We start from the raw sequence: 18,460 nt of genomic DNA, 5'->3' as shown, positions 1-18,460 counted from the left end.
AGCGACGGGCAGGATAGGGGACGTGGACAGCGAGATCATCACCGTCCGTACCGGATCCAAGCCGGTCGTGCTCGACCTCACCGACAAGGCCGAGGCCTTCGTGCGGGAACGCGGCGACGGGCTGCTGCACGTCTTCGTGCCGCACGCGACCGCCGGGCTCGCCGTGCTCGAGACCGGCGCGGGCAGCGACGACGACCTCCTGGCAGCCCTGGAGGACCTGCTGCCGGCCGACGATCGGTGGAAGCACCGGCACGGTAGTCGGGGACACGGCCGCAGCCACGTGATGCCCGGTTTGATCCCGCCCTATGCGACCCTGCCGGTGCTCGGTGGACGGCTCGCGTTGGGAACCTGGCAAAGTCTCTGTCTGGTCGACCTCAATGTCGACAACCACGACCGTCAGGTGCGGTTCTCGTTCCTGACGGGCTGACCCGGCGGGTGTGAACCGCTCTGACCTGCGGGTAGGACTGGGTTGCCCGGCAGGTAGGACCGGAACGCAGGTGGTCCGTCAATACCCGGTGGGCGCGACGCGTCCGGGTCGATCGTGGCCAACACTTGCGTTGCGCTGGATGTATGTGTGGACTACCGGACTAGGCGGCGACGCGCCGCCATTAGTAGGAGGAGGGAACCGAAGAGTGAGCGCGACCGCGGGTCACGCCGACGGCGTCAAGAGCCCGGCCGACCGGCTCGGCATCCAGCCGGGCATGGTGGTCATGGAGATCGGCTACGACGACGATTGCGCCGTCGAACTGCGTGACGCCGTTGCCGACCGGGTGGGTGACGATCTGGTCGACGAGGACTCCGACGAGGTCGTCGACGTCGTGATGCTCTGGTGGCGGGAAGACGACGGTGATCTGTTCGAAGCGCTGGTGGACGCATTGAGTCCCCTCGCGGACAACGGAGTCGTCTGGCTGCTGACGCCCAAGGCCGGTCGGCCAGGGCACGTCGAGCCGAGCGACATCAGCGAGATCGCCCCGACCGCCGGCCTGCAGCAGACGTCGAGCATCAGCGCCGCGCAGGATTGGTCCGGTGCGCGACTGGTCGCACCGAAGGCGGCGCGCTCCAAGCGCTGACCTGGGCCGTCCGCCGACACCGGCAGCGTCTGCACCACGCTCCCGGTGGGCTTCACCATGCGCTCGCTCCGTTTCGTGCCTCGGTTGTGTGGCTGAGGTCACTCCTGGCGATTACTTCGGCTGAGGAAGGACGCACCAATGCCCGTCGAGGTCGGTGACCTGGCTCCGGACTTCACGCTGCGCGACCAGAACAATCAGCCGGTGTCGCTGTCGGCGTTCCGCGGCGAGAAGAGCGTTCTTGTCGTGTTCTACCCGTTGGCGTTCTCTGGGGTGTGCTCCGGTGAACTCTGCGCGCTCCGTGACGACCTGCCGCGATTCCAGAACGACCGGGTGCAGGTCCTGACGATCAGCGTCGACTCGTTCTTCGTCCACCGGGTCTGGGCCGATCAGGAGAAGTTCGACTTCCCGCTGCTGTCCGACTTCTGGCCGCACGGCGCGGTGGCGCAGACCTACGGCGTTTTCGACGAGCAGAAGGGCTCCGCGCGGCGAGGGACCTTCCTCGTCGACCCCGAGGGTGTGGTGCGGTGGAAGGTCGTGACCGAACTCGGAGTTGCCCGGTCGACGACCGACTACGCGAGCGCGCTCGCGGCGCTGGAGTCCTGAGGGGGCGCACGTTTCGAGCGGCGGGGTGCGGCCCGCTACCCTCGTAGGAGTCCCACCCGGGCGCATAGCTCAGCGGAAGAGCACTCGCCTTACAAGCGAGGGGTCGTAGGTTCGAACCCTACTGCGCCCACTGCACGGCCCGTCCAGGTGCGAGCCTGACGGCCGAGCGCGCCTCCTTGTGGCACGAGCGGTGAGGCCACGACGTCGGCGCACTCGGACCCCAGCCTCGTCCTGGACGGGCTCCACCGCCGTTGTGTGGACGTTGTGGCGCGCGGCATCGTGGGCGATGCACGGATGCGGCCGCTATCGGGGCGGGAAGTGTGCATCGTTTCGGCCAGCGCGCGGCGGAAAAAGTGGCGGCGGCGGGGATTGGATCGGTTCCAGCTTGGTAACCCGCGCTCGTGGTGACGACGACTGACGAGAACCGTGAGCGGCTGCGTTCGGCCGGCCTCCGGGTCACTACGCCCCGGCTGGCTGTGCTCACGCTGCTCTCGCAGGGTGGCCACCACACGGTCGACGAGCTCACCGACGCCGTCCGCGCACGGATCGGCGCGGTGTCGACCCAAGCGATCTACGACGTGCTCGCTGCCCTCGTCGACACCGGTATGGCCCGGCTGATCGAGCCGGCCGGCAGCGCGCGGCGGTACGAGGCCCGGGTGGCCGACAACCACCATCACCTGGTGTGCCGGAAGTGCGGGCGGATCGAGGACGTCGACTGCGCGGTCGGCGAGGCACCCTGCCTGGCGCCGTCCGATGCGCACGGTTTCCTGCTAGACGAGGCCGAGGTGACGTGGTGGGGCCGGTGCCCCACCTGCCGCGCCAGTAGCTGACGAGCCCGCCCGCTGACCACCTTCGCACACCGCGGCGCCGGCGCGGCTGGACTTAGCAGGGGGCCAGGGTTGCGCTGGATTCCCAGAGATCGCGCAGAGACGTCTCCAGCGATCGGGTAGGTGCCCACCCCAAAAACTCGCGGGCCGCCGTCACGTCGCAGCACTGCCACTGCACCGACGTGTCCCGGTGCGCGCCGCCTCCGTCCATCCGCAGGCCACCGGTGAACCCGGCGAGCGTCAGAAGCGACTCCACCATCCTGCGCGTCGGCGTCCCGACACCGCTGCCCACGTTGAGCACCGCGGGCAGCGCCCGGCCGTGCGGTCGGAGTGCCGCCGCGGCGACGGCGTCGGCCACGTCCCGCACGTCGACGTAGTCGCGGACGTCCTCCAGCGGCCCGGTGGTGATCCCGCCGCTGCCCTCGGTCGCGACCTGGCGCAGCTGGGCCGCCACCCGCCCCAGCAGTCCGGACGCGGGCGCTTCCGGGCCGATCGGCGTGGTCACCCGGAGCGCCACGGCGTCCAGGCCGGCCGCGGCCGCGGTGTGGACGAGCCGGGTCGCCGCCAGCTTCGACAGGCCGTACACGGTGACCGGCCGCTCCGCGGCGTCCTCACGAATGGCGGTGCCGGCCGGGACGCGGCCGTACTCGGACGCCGAGCCGAGGTGCACGAGCCGGATCGGACGCCCGGCGGTCAGCAGGGCGTCCACCGTGTTGGCGACCGCCACCAGGTTGTTGGCCGCCAGCGCCGCGGGTTCGCCGACCGCGGACCCGGCGCAGTTGACCACGATCTCCGGCGCGTACTCCCGGATCGCGTGCGCCACCGCGACACCGCTCTCGGTGAGGTCGAGTTGCAGGTCCGGCATGACGTCTTCGCGCCGGGCCACGGTCGTGACGACGACGTCCGGCTCCTGGGCCAGCCGGGCCCGGACGTGTTGCCCGAAGAATCCGTCGGCGCCCAGCAGCATCAGCCGCACAGCCATGAGCTTCCCTCCACACGGGGTGCGAGCTACCTAAAAAGAACTAATCAGTGCTTAGCACGTGTATCGCTCTCACAGGTGCTGACTGTCCGTGAACAGGGGAACGGTTCAGGGCGAGTGACCTGCGCCGCAGCCGAACGCGATTCGTGTTGGTCCCGGTGGGGCACCATGGGGGCGGCGCCCGAACTTGTAGGACGAACCGGACGACGGTGAGGACTGATGTGTTGCCGGGAATTTACCGGCACCTCACGGCTTGGGTACGCAAGCCGGGAACCATCAGGGCTCGCTTGTCCAGCCGCCACCGGGCGGCGCACGCATAAGGCGGTGGGTAGTGGGCGAACAGCGAGAGGCCGTGGTGACGACGGAGCCACGACAAGCGGGAGGCGCCGCCACGGTCCGGGCATCCGAGCCGTTGACCCTCGGCGTCGAGGAGGAGTTCCACGTCGTCGACCTGGACAGCCGTGAGCTGGTCCCGCGCGCACCGGAACTCCTCGCGCACCTGCCGACCTCGTCGTTCTCGCCCGAGCTGCACCGCTCCGTGGTCGAGACGAACACCAAGGTGCACACCAACCTGGAGCGCCTGCGCGACGAGTTGGTCGCGCTCCGCCGACAGGTCTGCGAGGTCGCGGACGCCGCCGGCCTGGGCGTCGTCGCGGCCGGCACGGTCCCGCTGGTGGACACCGAAGAGCTGGCGGTCACCCCGAACGCGCGCTTCGAGCGGATGCTCGACGACTACCAGCTGCTCGCCCGCGAACAACTGATCTGCGGCGCCCAGGTACACGTCGGCATGCCCGACCGGGACGTCGCGGTCGCCGTCGCCCAGCGGGTCTCCCAGTACCTCCCGGTGCTGCTGGCGATCTCGGCCAGCTCCCCGTTCTGGATGGGTGAGGACACCGGTTACGCGAGCATCCGGTCGCTGCTCTGGCAACGCTGGCCCACCGCGGGCGCGAGCGGCCTGGTCGAGTCCGCCGAGGACCACGACGCGCTGGTGGCCGAGCTGATCGCGTCCGGAACGATCACCGACCCGGCGATGATCTACTTCGACGTCCGGCCGTCGGCCCACGTCCCCACGCTCGAACTGCGGGTCACCGACGCGTGCCCCGCGATCGACGACGTCGTCCTGCTGGCCGGTCTCTTCCGGGCCCTGGTCCGGCGCGAGTGGGACGCGGTGGCCAACAACTACCCGTTGCCGCGCATCCGCGGACCGCTCCAGCGGGCCGCGATGTGGCGGGCGGCGCGCTCCGGCCTGGAGGGCGATCTCGTCGACCTCTCCGGGTTCGCGCGTCCGGTACCGGCCGCGGAGGCGGTCCGCGGGCTGGTCGACTCGCTGCGGCCCCAATTGGAGGCGGCGGACGACTGGGAGTACGTCTCCGCGCTGGCCAACCAGGCCCTGGCCCGGGGCAGCGCCGCCGATCGTGCGCGGCGCGCGTTCGCCCGCCGTGGCCGGCTCTCCGACGTCGTCGACGCGCTGCTGGCCGAGACGCGGGCCGGCGGCGCCGTCACGGTCGGCGGTTTCGGCGGCCAGGAGGCGCTGCTCGCCGGCTACCTGAAGGGCGACGTGCTGGCGCGCCCGGACGGCGACGAGGTGATCGCCGAGGACGGCGGTGTCATCCCCGGGTACGAACCGATGCTGCAGTTGCTGGAGCGGCTCGGCGCCGGGGGCATCCGCGACCGGGAGAAGGAGCGGGACGCCGAGCAGCGCTCCCACCGGATGACGTTCCGGGTGGCCGGCGAGACCACCGCCCGGCTGTTCCCGTTCGACGTGATCCCGCGCATCGTCCACGGCGACGACTGGGAGGCGCTCGGCCGCGGGCTGGTGCAGCGGGTGCGGGCGCTGGACGCGTTCCTCAAGGACGTCTACGCCGACCGGGAGGTCGTCAACGACGGGATCATTCCGGCCTGGGTGATCGACGGGGCGCCCGGCCTGCTGCCGCTGGCCGCGCTGATCCGCCAGCCGGTCCGCGCGCACATCGCCGGGATGGACCTCGTCCACGACGCCGCCGGCCACTGGAGCGTCCTCGAAGACAACCTGCGGGTGCCCTCCGGCCTGGGGTACGCGCTGCAGAACCGGCGGTTGACCGACCACATCTGGCCCGACCTGCCGCGGCCGCCGGGGTTGCGGTCGGTGGAGGCCCTGCCCGCCTTACTGCGGTCGACGCTGGAAGCGGCCGCACCGCCGCGGATGTCCGGACGCGGTACCGGCCCCCAGGTCGTCGTGTTGAGCCAGGGACCGGTCGACTCGGCCTGGTTCGAACACCAGCTGCTCGCCGAGGAGATGGGAGTGCCGGTAGTCCGCACGACCGACCTCGTCGTCGACGACCGGGTGGTCTACCTGCACCGGCACGGCACCCGGCGGCGAGTCGACGTGATCTATCTGCGGCTCGACGAGGACACGCTGGTCCACGCACCCGCCGGGGACGGACGGCCGCTCGGCCCGCCGCTGCTCTCGGCGGTCGGTGCGGGCACGGTGACGCTCGCGAACGCGCCTGGCAACGGCGTCGGCGACGACAAGGCGGTCTACGCGTACGTCCCGGACTTCATCGAGTACTACCTGGGCGAGAAGCCGCTGCTCGCGCACGTGCCCACCTACCTGTGCGGCGACGGGGAGCAGCGCGACGAGGTGCTGCGCCGGCTGGATCAGCTGGTGGTCAAGCCGGTCGACGGGTACGGCGGTGAAGGGGTCCTGATCGGCCCCCGCGCGAACGACGAGGAGATCGACGCGGTCCGCCGCCAGATCCGGGCGGCGCCGCACCGCTGGATCGCCCAGGAGACCATGCACCTGTCCACCCACCCCGTCTTCGACGGCAGCCGGCTCACGCCGCGCCACGTCGACCTGCGGGCGTTCGTGTTCATGGGCGAGAACCCGACGGTCGCGCCCGCAGCGTTGACGCGCGTGGCTCCGGAAGGCAGCCTGGTCGTCAACTCCTCCCGGGGCGGCGGAGCCAAGGACACCTGGATTTTGGGGTCCTGAGTAGGGGGAACCGCGCACCGAACAGCGGTGTGGCGGACGACCACGTCGGGCTGTGCATGAACTCCGGTAACGGCGGACACCAAACGGGGAACGTTACAACTGAACTCTTTTCGACCGGCGGCGGCTGAAGTTGCTTGATCTCAACACTGGCCGGAGGTTGAAAAGAGTCACTGAGACACGCCCGCGTAACTCGGTCGGCCGACAATCGGAGCCTGTCGAGTTCTGCTCCGGCGTGAGAAGGAGGACTCGATGTGCGGATTCGGCGGTGAGCTGCGCCTCGACGGCCGTGCGGCGGATGTCGACGCGGTCGCCCGGATGGTGCCCTGCCTCACGAACCGTGGACCCGACAGCGGCGGCTACTGGTCGAAGGGCCCGCTCGCGCTGGCGCACCGCCGACTGCAGATCATCGACCTGTCGGAGGCGGGAACGCAGCCGATGGTCGACGAGGAGCTCGGGCTCGTACTCGTGTTCAACGGGATCATCTACAACTACAAGGAGCTGCGCGAGGAGCTGAAGAGCGCCGGGTACCGGTTCTTCTCCACCTCCGACACCGAAGTCGTCCTGAAGGCGTACCACCGCTGGGGCACGCGCTGCGTCGAGAAGTTCCTCGGCATGTTCGCGTTCGTGATCAGCGAGTGGGAGACCGGCCGGGTCGTGCTCGGCCGCGACCGGCTCGGCATCAAGCCGCTCTACCTGTCCGAGGTGCCCGGCCGGCTGCGCTTCGCCTCGACGCTGCCCGCGCTGGTCGCCGCCGGCGACCTGGACACCTCCGTGGACCCGGTCGCGCTGCACCACTACATGACGTTCCACTCGGTCGTCCCCGCGCCGCGGACGATCCTCAACGGCGTGCGGAAGCTGCCCCCGGCGACCGTGCGGGTGATCGAGCCGGACGGAACCACCGACGAGATCCTTTACTGGAAGCCCGAGTTCACCCGCACCGAGCAGCTGTCCGACGAGGAGTGGCGCGACCGCACGCTCGCCGCGCTGCGCCTGGCCGTCGAGCGCCGGATGGTCGCCGACGTTCCGGTGGGCGTCCTGCTCTCCGGCGGCCTGGACTCCAGCTTCGTCGTCGCGTTGCTGGCCGAGTCGGGCCAGACCGGCCTGCAGACGTTCAGCATCGGCTTCGAGGACGCCGGCGGGGAGAGCGGCAACGAGTTCGTCTACTCCGACCTGATCGCCGAGCGGTTCGCCACCGATCACCACCAGATCAAGATCGAGACCCGCAACATGGTCCCGGCCGTCGACGCGGCGATCAACGCGATGAGCGAACCCATGGTCAGCCACGACTGCGTCGCGTTCTACCTGCTCTCCGAGCAGGTCTCGAAGCACGTGAAGGTGGTCCAGTCCGGACAGGGCGCGGACGAGGTGTTCGCCGGGTACGACTGGTACCCGCCGCTGGCCGACGTTCCCCGCCGGGACGCGGTGGACGCCTACGCGAGCGTGTTCGGCGACCGGACGCACGCCGCGCTCAACGACCTGCTGCAGCCCGAGTGGCGGCTCGCCACCGACGTCAGCAAGGCGTTCGTCCAGGCTCACTTCGCGGTGCCGGGCGCCGAGGAGACCGTCGATGCGGCCTTACGGATCGACAGCCAGATCATGCTCGTGGACGACCCGGTGAAGCGCGTCGACAACATGACGATGGCGTGGGGGCTGGAAGCCCGGGTACCGTTCCTCGACCACGAGTTGGTGGAGCTGGCGGCGGCGTGCCCGCCCCGGCTCAAGCTCGCGGCCGGTGGCAAGGGCATCCTCAAGGCCGCCGCCCGCGGGGTCGTCCCGGACGAGGTCATCGACCGGACCAAGGGGTACTTCCCGGTCCCGGCGATCCGGCACCTCTCCGGGCCGCTGCTGGAGCAGGTCGCCGACGCACTCACGTCGGACGCCGCCCGGCAGCGCGGGATCTTCGATAGTGGGCAAGTCTCGGCCCTGCTCGACAAGCCGAACGACACCCGTACGACACTCGGCTCCAACGCGCTCTGGCAGCTGGGCCTGCTGGAGATGTGGCTGCAGAAGATGGGAGTTGGATGACCACTGGGTTGGGTACCGGCGACGGTACGCACTGGGCCATCTCGCCGGAGCCCGACCCGGCGCCGTACGCGGGGGATCCCGCGGCCGCTCCGGCCAGCTGGGGCGCGACGCTCGCGCCGGCGGGGGACACGATCGCATACGTGTCCGACCGGGGCGGGGAGCCTCGGCTCTGGATCAGTCCCGTCGACGGTGGCCACCCGGTGTTGCTCGACACCGGACCCGAACCCGTCGAGGAAGTGCGGTGGTCACCGGCGGGCGAGTGGCTCGCCGTGCTGCTCGCTCCCGGCGGTTCCGACCGGACCGAGATCTGGGTGATCCGGTCGGACGGCTCCGACCTGCACCAGGTCGGCGGGTTCGGCGGCACCAACGGGTTCTTCGGCCACTGGAGCCAGGACGGTACCTGGCTGGCCGTGGCCGAGGCGGACTCCGCCGGGCGCAGCGTCGCGCACGTGATCGACCCGTCCACCGGCTGGCGGGTGACCGTCGGCGAGGCCGAACTGCGGGCCGCGATCGACGTGAGCCGCGACGGGAAGACCGCGCTGGTGCGCTGCGGCCCGCGCAGCGCCCGCTGGCTGGAGGTCGTCGACGTCGAGCCCGGTGGCGCTTACAGCGCCCACCGGCTCTTCCCGGCCGACGGTGAAGGCTCCACCGATCTCGGTCAGCTCGCCGCCGACGGTGCCTCCGTCTACGTGCGTACGGACGTCGGGCGACGCCTGCCCGCGCTGGTCGCGGTGCCGGTCGGGACCGACGGCCACCCCCGGGTGCTGGCCGCCAGGGACGACGCCGAGCTGGAGTACTTCACGCTCAGCGAGGACGGTGGCACCGCCGCCCTGCTCTGGAACGTGCTCGGCGGCCGCAGCGCGGTCTCCGTGCTCGACCTGCGGACCGGCGAGGAGCGGGAACTGACCGATCTGCCCGGTGACGTGGTGGGTGACCTCGACCTGTCCCGGGACGGAGCGACGCTGGCCCTGACCGCCGAGGGCCCGTCGCTGCCCCCGACGATCTGGGTGGTGGAGGTGGCGAGCGGTGCGGCCAAGCCGGTGACGTACCCGCCGCCGCTGCCGGCCGCGTCGATCGTCCCGGAGCTGCACCGGTTCACCGCGCACGACGGCCTGGAGCTGACCGGGTGGCTGTACCCCGGCGCCGGGACGTCCGGCGCCGGGCCGCTGGTGCTGCACTTCCACGGCGGGCCGGAGGCGCAGGAGCGGCCGTACTGGAACCCGCTCTTCCGGGAGATCGTCTCCCGCGGGATCTCGGTGTTCGCGCCCAACGTCCGCGGCTCGTCGGGGTTCGGCCGGGCGTTCGTCAACGCCGACAACGGCACCAAGCGGTACGACGGCATCGAGGACGTCCGGTCTGCGGCGCGGTACGTCATCGACGCAGGGCTGGCCGATCCGGCGCGGCTCGGGGTGTTCGGTCGCTCGTACGGTGGTTACCTCACGCTGGTGGCGCTGACCCAGTTCCCGGAGCTGTTCGCGGTCGGCGTCGACACCTGCGGAATGGCCGATCTGCAGACGTTCTACGAGCGCACCGAGCCGTGGGTCGCCGCCGCCGCGATCAGCAAGTACGGCCACCCGGACGAGGACCGCGAACTGCTGCACGACCTCTCGCCGATCCACCGCATCGACCGGGTGACCGCCCCGCTGCTCGTCGCGCACGGCGCCAACGACACGAACGTGCCGCTCTACGAGGCCGAGCAGGTGGTGGCGGCGCTGGAGGCACGCAACCACCCGGTGCAGTACCTGCGGTTCGACGACGAGGGCCACGTGATCCTGAACAAGGCCAGCAAGGTCGTGTACGTCCGCGCGGTCGGTGTGTTCCTCGAGCAGCATCTGATCGGGTGACCTCGGCGGCGCTCGATCCGGGCGGTCCGGTGCGGCGGACGGTGAGTGCGGTGGTGACGCTCGGGGACGAGTGTTGCGGGGAGGTCGGGCCCTTCCCGGTCGACGTCCCGTGGTGGGCGGAGGCGTGGCCGGTGGTCGACGCCGTCGAAGCGGCGCTCGGCGTGCCGGTCGTCGTTCTGCGGCTGCTCACCGTCTCCGGCGGCGAGGGTGCCCGCGGCGGGCACGTCACCTACCACGTCGAGGCCTCGGCCCGGCCGGGGTCGCCGCTGCGGCCGGTGGAATTCCGCCCGGATGTTCAGCCGCTGAGGCTTCCGTGGGCGACCGCGTCCGGCGTCCGCGAACTGCTCGCCTGGGCGGCGGACGCGGTGCCGCTGACCGGACGTCCGCGGCAGCACAAGACGTGGAACCTGGCCGCGCTGTTCCGCCTCCCGACCGCGGACGGCGCGGCCTGGCTCAAGGCCACCCCACCGTTCGCCGCCGACGAGGCGAGCGCCATCCGGACGCTCGGCGCGGTCGACCCCGGCCTGGTGCCGCAGGTCCTGGCGTCCGCGCCCGGGCGGCTGCTGCTGGGCGACGTCCCCGGCGAGGACCTGTGGAACGCGTCCGAGGCCCAGGTCGTGAGCACGATCGCCCGCTTCGTGACCGCCCAGGCCACGGTGGCGACGACTTTTCGGCCTTATCCCGCGGCGGATGACGCCGAAAGCTCGTCGCCCCTCCGATCCCGGACGCCGACGGTGCTCGCCGAACAGGTCGCCGCGCTGATCGACGGCCCGGCCGCGGCGGAGCTCAGCGCGGCCGAGCGGGCCGAGGCCCGTGTGCTGAACGAGCGCTGGGCGGCGCTGGACGAGTGCGGTCTCCCGGACACGTTCGTGCACGGCGACTTCCACCCGGGTAACTGGCGCGGCACCCCGGACGGCCCGCCGACGGTGATCGACTACGCGGACGCCTACTGGGGCAACCCCGTGCAGGACGGCCTCCGGGCGATCGACTACCTGCCGTCGGGGCGGCGCGGGACCGCGGCGAAGACCTGGGTCGAGGCGTGGCGCGCCGCCGTCCCCGGGTCGCGCCCCGGCGACGCGCTGCGGATCGCCGAGCCGCTGGCGCACCTCGCCTACGCCGTGCGCTACCAGGAGTTCCTCGACGGCATCGAGCCGAGCGAACGGATCTACCACGCCGGCGACCCGGCCGCCGCGATCCGGGCCGCGCTGGCGGTGGCTTAGCCTGCTGACGTGGTCACGATCGCGAGAATCGCCAAGGTGTTCGACGAGCTGTACCCGCCGCACTTGGCCGAGAGCTGGGACGCGGTGGGCCTGGTGTGCGGTGATCCCTCGACGGACGTGCGCAAGGTGTACTTCTGCGTCGACGTCGTCGCCGACACCGTGGACGAAGCGCTCACCTGGGGCGCCGACCTCGTCGTCGCCCACCACCCGCTGCTGCTGCGCGGCGTGACCGCGATCCCCACCACCACGCCGAAGGGCCGCACGCTGCATCGGCTGATCCGTGCCGGTGCCGGGCTGTTCGTCGCCCACACCAACGCCGACTCGGCCAGCCCCGGCGTCTCCGACGCGCTCGCCGCCCGGCTCGATCTCCGGGACCTGCGCCCGCTGCGTCCGGTACCGAAGCAGCCGATCTACGGCATCGGCCGGATCGGCACGCTCCCGACGCCGCTGCGGCTCGCCCGCCTCGCCGAGCTGGCCGCCGCGGCACTGCCTGCCACGCCCGGCGGCATCCGCTACACCGGCGACCCCGATCGCCTCGTACGGACGGTGGCCGTCAGCGGTGGTGCCGGTGACAGCTACCTGGGGGACGCCACGCAGGCGGGCGTCGACGCGTTCCTCACCGCCGACCTGCGCCACCACCCGGCCTCCGAGCACTCCGAGGCGGGCGGTCCCGCGCTGCTCGACGCCGCACACTGGGCCACCGAGCAACCGTGGCTGGAGCAGGCCGCCGCCGCGCTCACCGAAAGGCTGGCGCCCGCTACGGTGGAGGTCCTCGTATCCGACCTCGTCACCGACCCGTGGACGCGTGCGGTGGTGCCAGCCCGGTCGTCGTCCTGAGCCGCTCGGCGCATCCACTCCGCCCACTAGGTGAGAAGGAGAACCGTGAAGGCATCCGCCGCAGACCAGCTCCGCCTACTCGACCTGCAGGCGGTGGACCTCTCGATCGACCAGCTCGCCCACCGGAAGCGCACGCTGGCCGAGCACGCCGAGATCGAGAAGACCGCCGCCGCGCTGGCCGCGCTCCGCGACGAGCTGTCCGGTGCCGAATCGGTGGTGGAATCGCTCGACACGAAGATCCGGAAGCTGGAGAACGAGGTCGAGCAGGTGCGGGCGAAGGCGGACCGTGACCGGCAGCGGATGGACTCCGGGGCGGTCGCGGCGAAGGAGCTGGAGCGGCTGCAGCACGAGGTCGAGACGCTGGCCTCGCGTCAGTCGTCGTTGGAGGACGACGAGCTGGCGCTGATGGAGGAGCGGGAGACCGCCGATGCTGCCCGGTCGGAGGTGCAGTCCCGCTTCGACGCGGCGACCGAGGCCCTCGCCGAGCTGGAACTGCGCCGGGACACGCTGGAGACCCAGATCGACGCCGACGTCGCCGCCCGCACGGCCGAGCGTGAGCCGCTGTCGGCCGCGATCCCGGACGACCTCCGTGCGCTCTACGAGAAGCTGCGGGCCTCCAGCGGTGGCATCGGCGCCGCGGCGCTCCGGGCCCGCCGCTGCGGTGGCTGCCGGATCGAGCTGTACGGCACCGCGCTGCAGGAGGCCATGGCCGCCGACGAGGACGAAGTCCTGCGCTGCGAGGAGTGCCGCCGCATTCTGGTGCGCACAGCGGAGTCCGGCCTGTGAGCTTCGACCACGTCGTGGTGGAGGCCGACGGTGGATCGCGCGGCAACCCCGGCAACGCCGGATACGGCGCGGTCGTCCTCGATCCGGAGACCGGCGCGGTGCTCGCCGAGCGGGCCAAAGGGCTCGGGATCACGACGAACAACGTCGCGGAGTACTCGGGGCTGATCGCCGGGCTGGAGGCCGCCCAGGCGGTCGGCGCCCGCCGGGTCGATGTCCGGATGGACTCCAAACTGGTCATCGAGCAGTGCTCGGGGCGGTGGCAGGTCAAGCAGCCGCACCTGCGACCGCTGGTGAGTCGGGCCACCGAGTTGCTGGGCTCGTTCGAGGCGACGACGCTCAGCTGGATCCCGCGGGCGGAGAACAAGGCCGCGGACGCGTTGGCCAACAGGGCGATGGACGGCGAGGACGTCGTTCGTGACCTCGTCGCCGGCGGCGGCTCGGCCGGTCGCCCCGGGCCCCCGGCCGACGTGCGCACGGACGCGGCTGCCGCGCCGCGTGCGGGTACCGCGGCGCGCGGTGGTGCGATGGCGGCCGCGGAGCCGGCGGAGAAAGCCGCGGCGGCTTCGGCCACCGGTAAGGCCAAGCCCGCGGCGGCTCCGGCCGCTGGCAAGGCCAAGGCCGCCGACCGGCGCGCGGACGCCCCGACGCTGTTCGACGCCGCCGACGCGGGGCCGACGAGCGCTGCGTCAGCCGGTGGCACTGACCCGACCGCGACCGCACCGGCGGAGGCGTCCCGTGGTGACGCGCCGCAGAACCGTCCTGCGGTGGCGACCGGGCACGCGTCGATGAAAAGCGCGGTACCGGGGTGGAGCAGCGGACCGCAACGGCGGACGACCACGACGGTGCTGGTCCGGCATGCCTCGTCGCTGCTCTCGCCGGAGCGGCGGTTCTCCGGACGTGGTGACGTGCCGCTGTCGGAGGACGGTGTCGCGCAGGCCGAGCGGGTCGCGGCGCGGCTCGGTGCGCGACCGGGTATCGATCTGGTCATCAGCTCGCCGCTGCGGCGCGCCCGGCACACCGCCGAGTTGATCGCGAAGGCCGCCGACGTCGACCTGGTTACCGACGACGACCTGGTCGAGGCCGACTTCGGCGCCTGGGAAGGGCTGACGTTCAGCGAGGCGCGGCGGGCCGATCCGGCCGCGCTGGACGCCTGGCTGGCCTCGCCGGACGTGGCTCCCCCGGGCGGGGAGAGCTTCGCGCAGGTCGCCGAGCGGGTGAACGCATGGCGGGAGCGGTTGCTCGCCGAGTACGCCGGGCAGACGCTCGTCGTGGTCTCGCACGTCACGCCGTTGAAGACGTTGCTGCGCCTGGCGCTGGAGGCGCCGCCGAGCATGCTCTACCGATTGCAGCTCGACGTCACCGGGGTCTCCGAGGTGGACTGGTACGCGGACGGCCCGGCGAACGTGCGCCTGGTGAACGACGCGCACCATCTCGCGGGGTAGTCGACCGCCGGGCGCGCAGGCGGGACCGCTGGGCGCGGTATCGGTTCCCGGTGGGGCATTTGCGGGCTAGTGTCTTGTGACCTGCACCACTGCGACTCGGTGTAAGGAGACCGCTATGTCCGCTACCGAGGAGACGCCGACGCCTCCTTCGGAACCGCCGGCTCGGTCCGATCGCAACCACTGGTACTGGTTGCTGCTCGTGCCGATCGTCGTACCGCTGCTGCCGATGCTCTACAACCATACGGATCCGACGATCTGGGGTATCCCGCGTTTCTACTGGCTCCAGCTGCTGTTCGTCGTGCTCAGCGTCGCCATCACGCTGGTCGTCTACCGACAGACGCGGGGGCGGTGACCCATGGAAGTCCAAGTCACCGAGCTGACGATCTTCATCGTGCTGTTCGCGTTCGTCAGCGTTCTGGGGTTCGTGGCCTCGCGCTGGCGCCGGCCGGACACCATGGAGCACCTCGACGAGTGGGGTCTCGGCGGGCGGAACTTCGGCGGCTGGATCACCTGGTTCCTGCTCGGCGGTGACCTCTACACGGCGTACACGTTCGTCGCCGTGCCCGCGCTGATGTTCGGCGCCGGCGCGATGGGCTTTTTCGCGTTGCCGTACACGGTCGTGCTCTATCCGCTGGTGCTGATTCCGCTGGTGCGGCTCTGGTCGGTGTCGCACGTGCACGGGTTCGTGACGCCCGCCGACTTCGTCCGCGCCCGGTTCGGGTCGTCGACGATGGCACTGCTGGTCGCGATCACCGGCATCGTCGCGACGATGCCGTACATCGCGCTGCAGCTGGTCGGCATCGAAGCCGTCCTGAAGGCGATGGGCGTCGAGGGCAAGTGGCCGATCACGATCGCGTTCCTGATCCTGGCCATCTACACCTACAACTCGGGCCTGCGGGCACCGGCGCTGATCGCGTTCGTCAAGGACACGCTGATCTACCTGACCGTCATCGTCGCGATCGTGGTGATCCCGACGAAGCTCGGCGGCTGGGACGCGATCTTCGCCGCCGCGGGGGAGAAGTTCAGTCAACCCGCCGCGCAGGCGGCCGGGTCGGGTCTGTTGCTCAACGCGAACAACCAGCTGAACTACGTGACGCTCGCGTTCGGGTCGGCGTTGGCGCTGTTCCTCTATCCGCACTCGTTGACCGGAGTGCTGGCCGCCCGTTCGCGGGACACCGTGAAGCGGAACATGGCGGCGTTGCCCGCGTACTCGTTCGTCCTCGGGCTGCTGGCGCTGCTGGGCCTGATGGCGATCGCGGCGGAGATCGTGCCGGTCGGGGCCGACCCCGCGGCCGGGGTGCCCGGCGACCGGAACACGGTCGTGCCGCTGCTGTTCGGCTGGGCGTTCCCATCGTGGTTCGCCGGTATCGCCTTCGCGGCGATCGGAATCGGGGCGCTGGTGCCGGCGGCGGTCATGTCGATCGCGGCGGCGAACCTGTTCACCCGGAACATCTACACCGAGTACATCCGGCGCGACGCCTCCCCGCGAGAGGAAGCACAGGTCAGCAAGCTGGTGTCGCTCGTCGTGAAGTTCGTCGCGGTCGTGCTGGTGCTGGGCCTGGACACCCAGTACTCGATCGACCTGCAGCTGATCGGCGGCGTCATCATCCTGCAGACGCTGCCCGCGGTGGCACTCGGGGTGTTCACCCGCTGGTTCCACAAGTGGGCGTTGGTGGCCGGGTGGGTCGCCGGGATGGTGTTCGGGTTCTGGATGCTGTGGACGATCCCGAACCCGGCGACCGACCGGAAGCACTTCGGCGGCTCGGCCTTCAAACTCTCCGAGCTGGGCGTGGACACCAAGTGGACGATCTACGCCGGCTTCCTGTCGGTGGCGCTGAACCTGATCGTGGTGGCGCTGGTGACGTGGGGCCTGCGGGCGGGCAAGGTCGCGGACGGCGAGGACGTCACGAAGCCGTCGGACTACACCGCGGAGCAGGGCGACCCGAAGGTGCGCGACATCCCGGAGCTCGTCGGGGACGGGCGGCCGTCGGCCACGTGATGGAGCAGCCGGGTGGCCCGCCGTCCCGGTCGGCGGGCCACCCGGCCTACTGCGGGTCTACCCGTGCTGACGGTTCCCGCATCATCGCTCCTTTTCAGGCTGGTGGGACGGGGCAGGCTCGGGCCGCGCGGACCTCTTTCAGGCTGGTGGGACGGGGCGGGCTCGGGCCGCGCGGACCTCTTTTCAGGCAGGTGGGACGGGGCGGGCCTGGGCCGCGCGGACCCCTTTTCAGGCAGGTGGGACGGGGCGGGCCTGGGCCGCGCGGACCGCGGCTGTGTAGTCCGCCGGGCGCAGGAACCCGGCGTCCCGTGCCTTCGCCGCCGCCGCGGTGTACCGCGTGACGTAGGCGGCGTGCGTCGGGTAGAGGCTGCGGAGCTTCGCGGCGTCGAACGCGGTCGTCGTGCCGAGCAGGAGGCATGCGCCGGGGACGTTGCCACCGCTGTTCGTCGGGCCGTAACTCGCGATCGGCGCCTCGATGTCGGGCAGCCGGATGCCGCCCTTCACGTTCTGGTTGCCGTCCCGGCTCAACAGCGGGCCCAGGCCCTCGATGCGCGGAGCGCGCGGTGCGGGCTTGCCCGTCCGGATCCACTGGTCGAGCGCGTGGTATGCCGCGTTGTGGGCGTAGTGCGCGGGCATCGCGTTGAGCGGCTTGTCGCACCGCACCGGGTTGCCGTTGTCGATGATCTTCTCCCGGGCGTTCACCTTGTCGAGCGACTCGGTGAGGTACGCGTCGCCGTGCGCGGTGCCCGCCACCTCCCAGGTGCGGAGGTTCGTCGCGTCGGGCTGGCGGCTGATGCTGTACACGAGCGTGTCGGTCTCCGCCTGCACCTGCAGCGTCGGGACACCGAGGTCATCGCGGATGTTCGAGATCAGCGGCGTCGACTGGCCGGAGGCGATCTCGGCGGCGCCGGTCGAGCGGCCGTGGATCAGGAACCCGTCGAAGATCCGGTCCCGGGGCTGGATCGCGTTCGCGTACGTGACCAGGCGTAACGCGGACTGCGAGTGCCCGGAGGCGATCATTCTTTTGGCGTTCAACTGTTGGCCGGCGGCCTTCGCTGCCTGCGAGAAGATGTCGTAGGACGCCGCGTCGCCGGGCGTGGTGACATCGGGGTAGCGGACCGGGTCGTAGCTTTTGAGCTTGTCGATGCCCACCTTCTGCGCAGAGACACCGACGTACGCGTAGCCCTCGCGGACGAACTCCTCCCAGGACTGCCCGAACTCCACCGGGATGTCGACGCCGAAGCTGACGTTGACCCACTCGACGACGACCGTGCCGTTGAACTTGGCGGGGTTCGTCGGCCGGCGGACCACGACGCGGGTCGTGTACGGCGCTTGGCTCGCGGGCTTGACGTTCCACTTGCCGTCGCTGCCGAGGTTGCCGTCGGCGGTGTAGCTGGTGGCCGTGCCCTCGACCTTGAACTCTTCCTCGGTGTACCCGAGCGCGGGCAGGTCCTGCGCCGTCGGGCTGACCCGTCCCTGGATGCCCTTGCCGAGGTCGGCGGGGATCGGCGTGAGCGTCGGGGTTTCGGCAGCCTGCACGGGCGCCGTGAGTCCGGCCGCGACGAGTGCGGCGAGGACGAGGACGCCGCTCCAGCGGCGTTTTCGCGGGGCTGACATGTCGCTCCTCAGCGGTGAGGGGGTGTGGGGCCCGCGACGCTAGCTTTGACTTACGCCGTTTCGCAGGGGATTCGGGTGATAAGGGCAGTTCTTGTCACGCGGGGTCGGGGAGTGCGCGGGATGCGGCGCTGGTGCTGACAACTAGCTGGGTGTCGCCCGCCGCCCGGCGAGTGGACACCGCCGGGTGGAGACCCCCGGCGGGTGAATACCGCCCGGGCCGCCGCCCGCAGAGTCACACCG

General features: G+C 71.1%; 15 protein-coding genes and 1 tRNA gene. 14 read left to right on the top strand and 2 right to left on the bottom strand.

What is annotated here, in order from left to right; all coding sequences use genetic code 11:
• The first annotated feature begins 22 nt into the window (after positions 1–22).
• The 5 genes from ABEB28_RS15030 to ABEB28_RS15010 all read left to right on the top strand — a co-directional run bounded on the left by ABEB28_RS15030 (position 23) and on the right by ABEB28_RS15010 (position 2,503).
• Positions 23–427, top strand: a complete 405-nt coding sequence (locus ABEB28_RS15030; RefSeq protein WP_345728703.1) for a YjbQ family protein — start codon at positions 23–25, stop codon at positions 425–427.
• 205 nt (positions 428–632) lie between these two features.
• Complete coding sequence (locus ABEB28_RS15025; protein ID WP_345728702.1) at positions 633–1,070, top strand: DUF3052 domain-containing protein; 438 nt, start codon at positions 633–635, stop codon at positions 1,068–1,070.
• 138 nt (positions 1,071–1,208) lie between these two features.
• A complete protein-coding gene (locus tag ABEB28_RS15020) occupies positions 1,209–1,673 on the top strand; it encodes a peroxiredoxin (RefSeq protein WP_345728701.1) in 465 nt (154 codons plus the stop codon).
• A 58-nt stretch (positions 1,674–1,731) separates the two neighbouring features.
• Positions 1,732–1,803: transfer RNA gene (locus ABEB28_RS15015), tRNA-Val, on the top strand.
• Positions 1,804–2,074: 271 nt separating this feature from the next.
• Entirely contained in the window at positions 2,075–2,503 is a 429-nt protein-coding gene (locus ABEB28_RS15010) for a Fur family transcriptional regulator (RefSeq protein ID WP_345728700.1), read from the top strand.
• A gap of 52 nt (positions 2,504–2,555) precedes the next feature.
• Here the strand turns inward: ABEB28_RS15010 and ABEB28_RS15005 are convergent, their stop codons facing one another.
• Positions 2,556–3,482, bottom strand: a complete 927-nt coding sequence (locus ABEB28_RS15005; RefSeq protein ID WP_345728699.1) for an NAD-dependent epimerase/dehydratase family protein — start codon at positions 3,480–3,482, stop codon at positions 2,556–2,558.
• A 352-nt stretch (positions 3,483–3,834) separates the two neighbouring features.
• On the opposite strand from ABEB28_RS15005, the gene ABEB28_RS15000 reads away from it, so the two are divergent.
• From ABEB28_RS15000 to mctP, 9 genes are all read left to right on the top strand, one after another.
• Positions 3,835–6,450, top strand: a complete 2,616-nt coding sequence (locus tag ABEB28_RS15000) for a glutamate--cysteine ligase (protein WP_376981879.1) — start codon at positions 3,835–3,837, stop codon at positions 6,448–6,450.
• A gap of 249 nt (positions 6,451–6,699) precedes the next feature.
• Positions 6,700–8,475, top strand: coding sequence for an N-acetylglutaminylglutamine amidotransferase (locus tag ABEB28_RS14995; protein ID WP_345728698.1), 1,776 nt, complete (start codon positions 6,700–6,702; stop codon positions 8,473–8,475).
• Complete coding sequence (locus ABEB28_RS14990) at positions 8,472–10,319, top strand: S9 family peptidase (protein WP_345728697.1); 1,848 nt, start codon at positions 8,472–8,474, stop codon at positions 10,317–10,319. Before ABEB28_RS14995 ends, ABEB28_RS14990 begins: the two co-directional genes overlap by 4 nt.
• Positions 10,316–11,539, top strand: a complete 1,224-nt coding sequence (locus tag ABEB28_RS14985; protein ID WP_345728696.1) for an aminoglycoside phosphotransferase family protein — start codon at positions 10,316–10,318, stop codon at positions 11,537–11,539. The genes ABEB28_RS14990 and ABEB28_RS14985 overlap by 4 nt, the downstream gene beginning before the upstream one ends.
• Positions 11,540–11,548: 9 nt before the next feature.
• Positions 11,549–12,376 (top strand): Nif3-like dinuclear metal center hexameric protein, encoded by an 828-nt coding sequence (locus ABEB28_RS14980; RefSeq protein WP_345728695.1) that lies wholly within the window; start codon positions 11,549–11,551, stop codon positions 12,374–12,376.
• Positions 12,377–12,421: 45 nt separating this feature from the next.
• Complete coding sequence (locus ABEB28_RS14975; protein WP_345728694.1) at positions 12,422–13,162, top strand: zinc ribbon domain-containing protein; 741 nt, start codon at positions 12,422–12,424, stop codon at positions 13,160–13,162.
• Positions 13,159–14,604 (top strand): bifunctional RNase H/acid phosphatase, encoded by a 1,446-nt coding sequence (locus ABEB28_RS14970; RefSeq protein WP_345728693.1) that lies wholly within the window; start codon positions 13,159–13,161, stop codon positions 14,602–14,604. The genes ABEB28_RS14975 and ABEB28_RS14970 overlap by 4 nt, the downstream gene beginning before the upstream one ends.
• Before the next feature lie 115 nt (positions 14,605–14,719).
• Entirely contained in the window at positions 14,720–14,956 is a 237-nt protein-coding gene (locus ABEB28_RS14965) for a DUF3311 domain-containing protein (RefSeq protein WP_345728692.1), read from the top strand.
• A gap of 3 nt (positions 14,957–14,959) precedes the next feature.
• Positions 14,960–16,603 (top strand): monocarboxylate uptake permease MctP, encoded by a 1,644-nt coding sequence (mctP, locus tag ABEB28_RS14960; protein WP_345728691.1) that lies wholly within the window; start codon positions 14,960–14,962, stop codon positions 16,601–16,603.
• Positions 16,604–16,831: 228 nt separating this feature from the next.
• Here mctP and ABEB28_RS14955 read toward each other — a convergent pair whose 3' ends face one another.
• Entirely contained in the window at positions 16,832–18,220 is a 1,389-nt protein-coding gene (locus tag ABEB28_RS14955; protein ID WP_345728690.1) for an alpha/beta hydrolase domain-containing protein, read from the bottom strand.
• Positions 18,221–18,460: the final 240 nt, after the last annotated feature.

This window comes from Cryptosporangium minutisporangium, from assembly GCF_039536245.1.
GTDB lineage: Bacteria > Actinomycetota > Actinomycetes > Mycobacteriales > Cryptosporangiaceae > Cryptosporangium > Cryptosporangium minutisporangium.
This window is presented reverse-complemented; position numbering and strand designations above follow the sequence as displayed.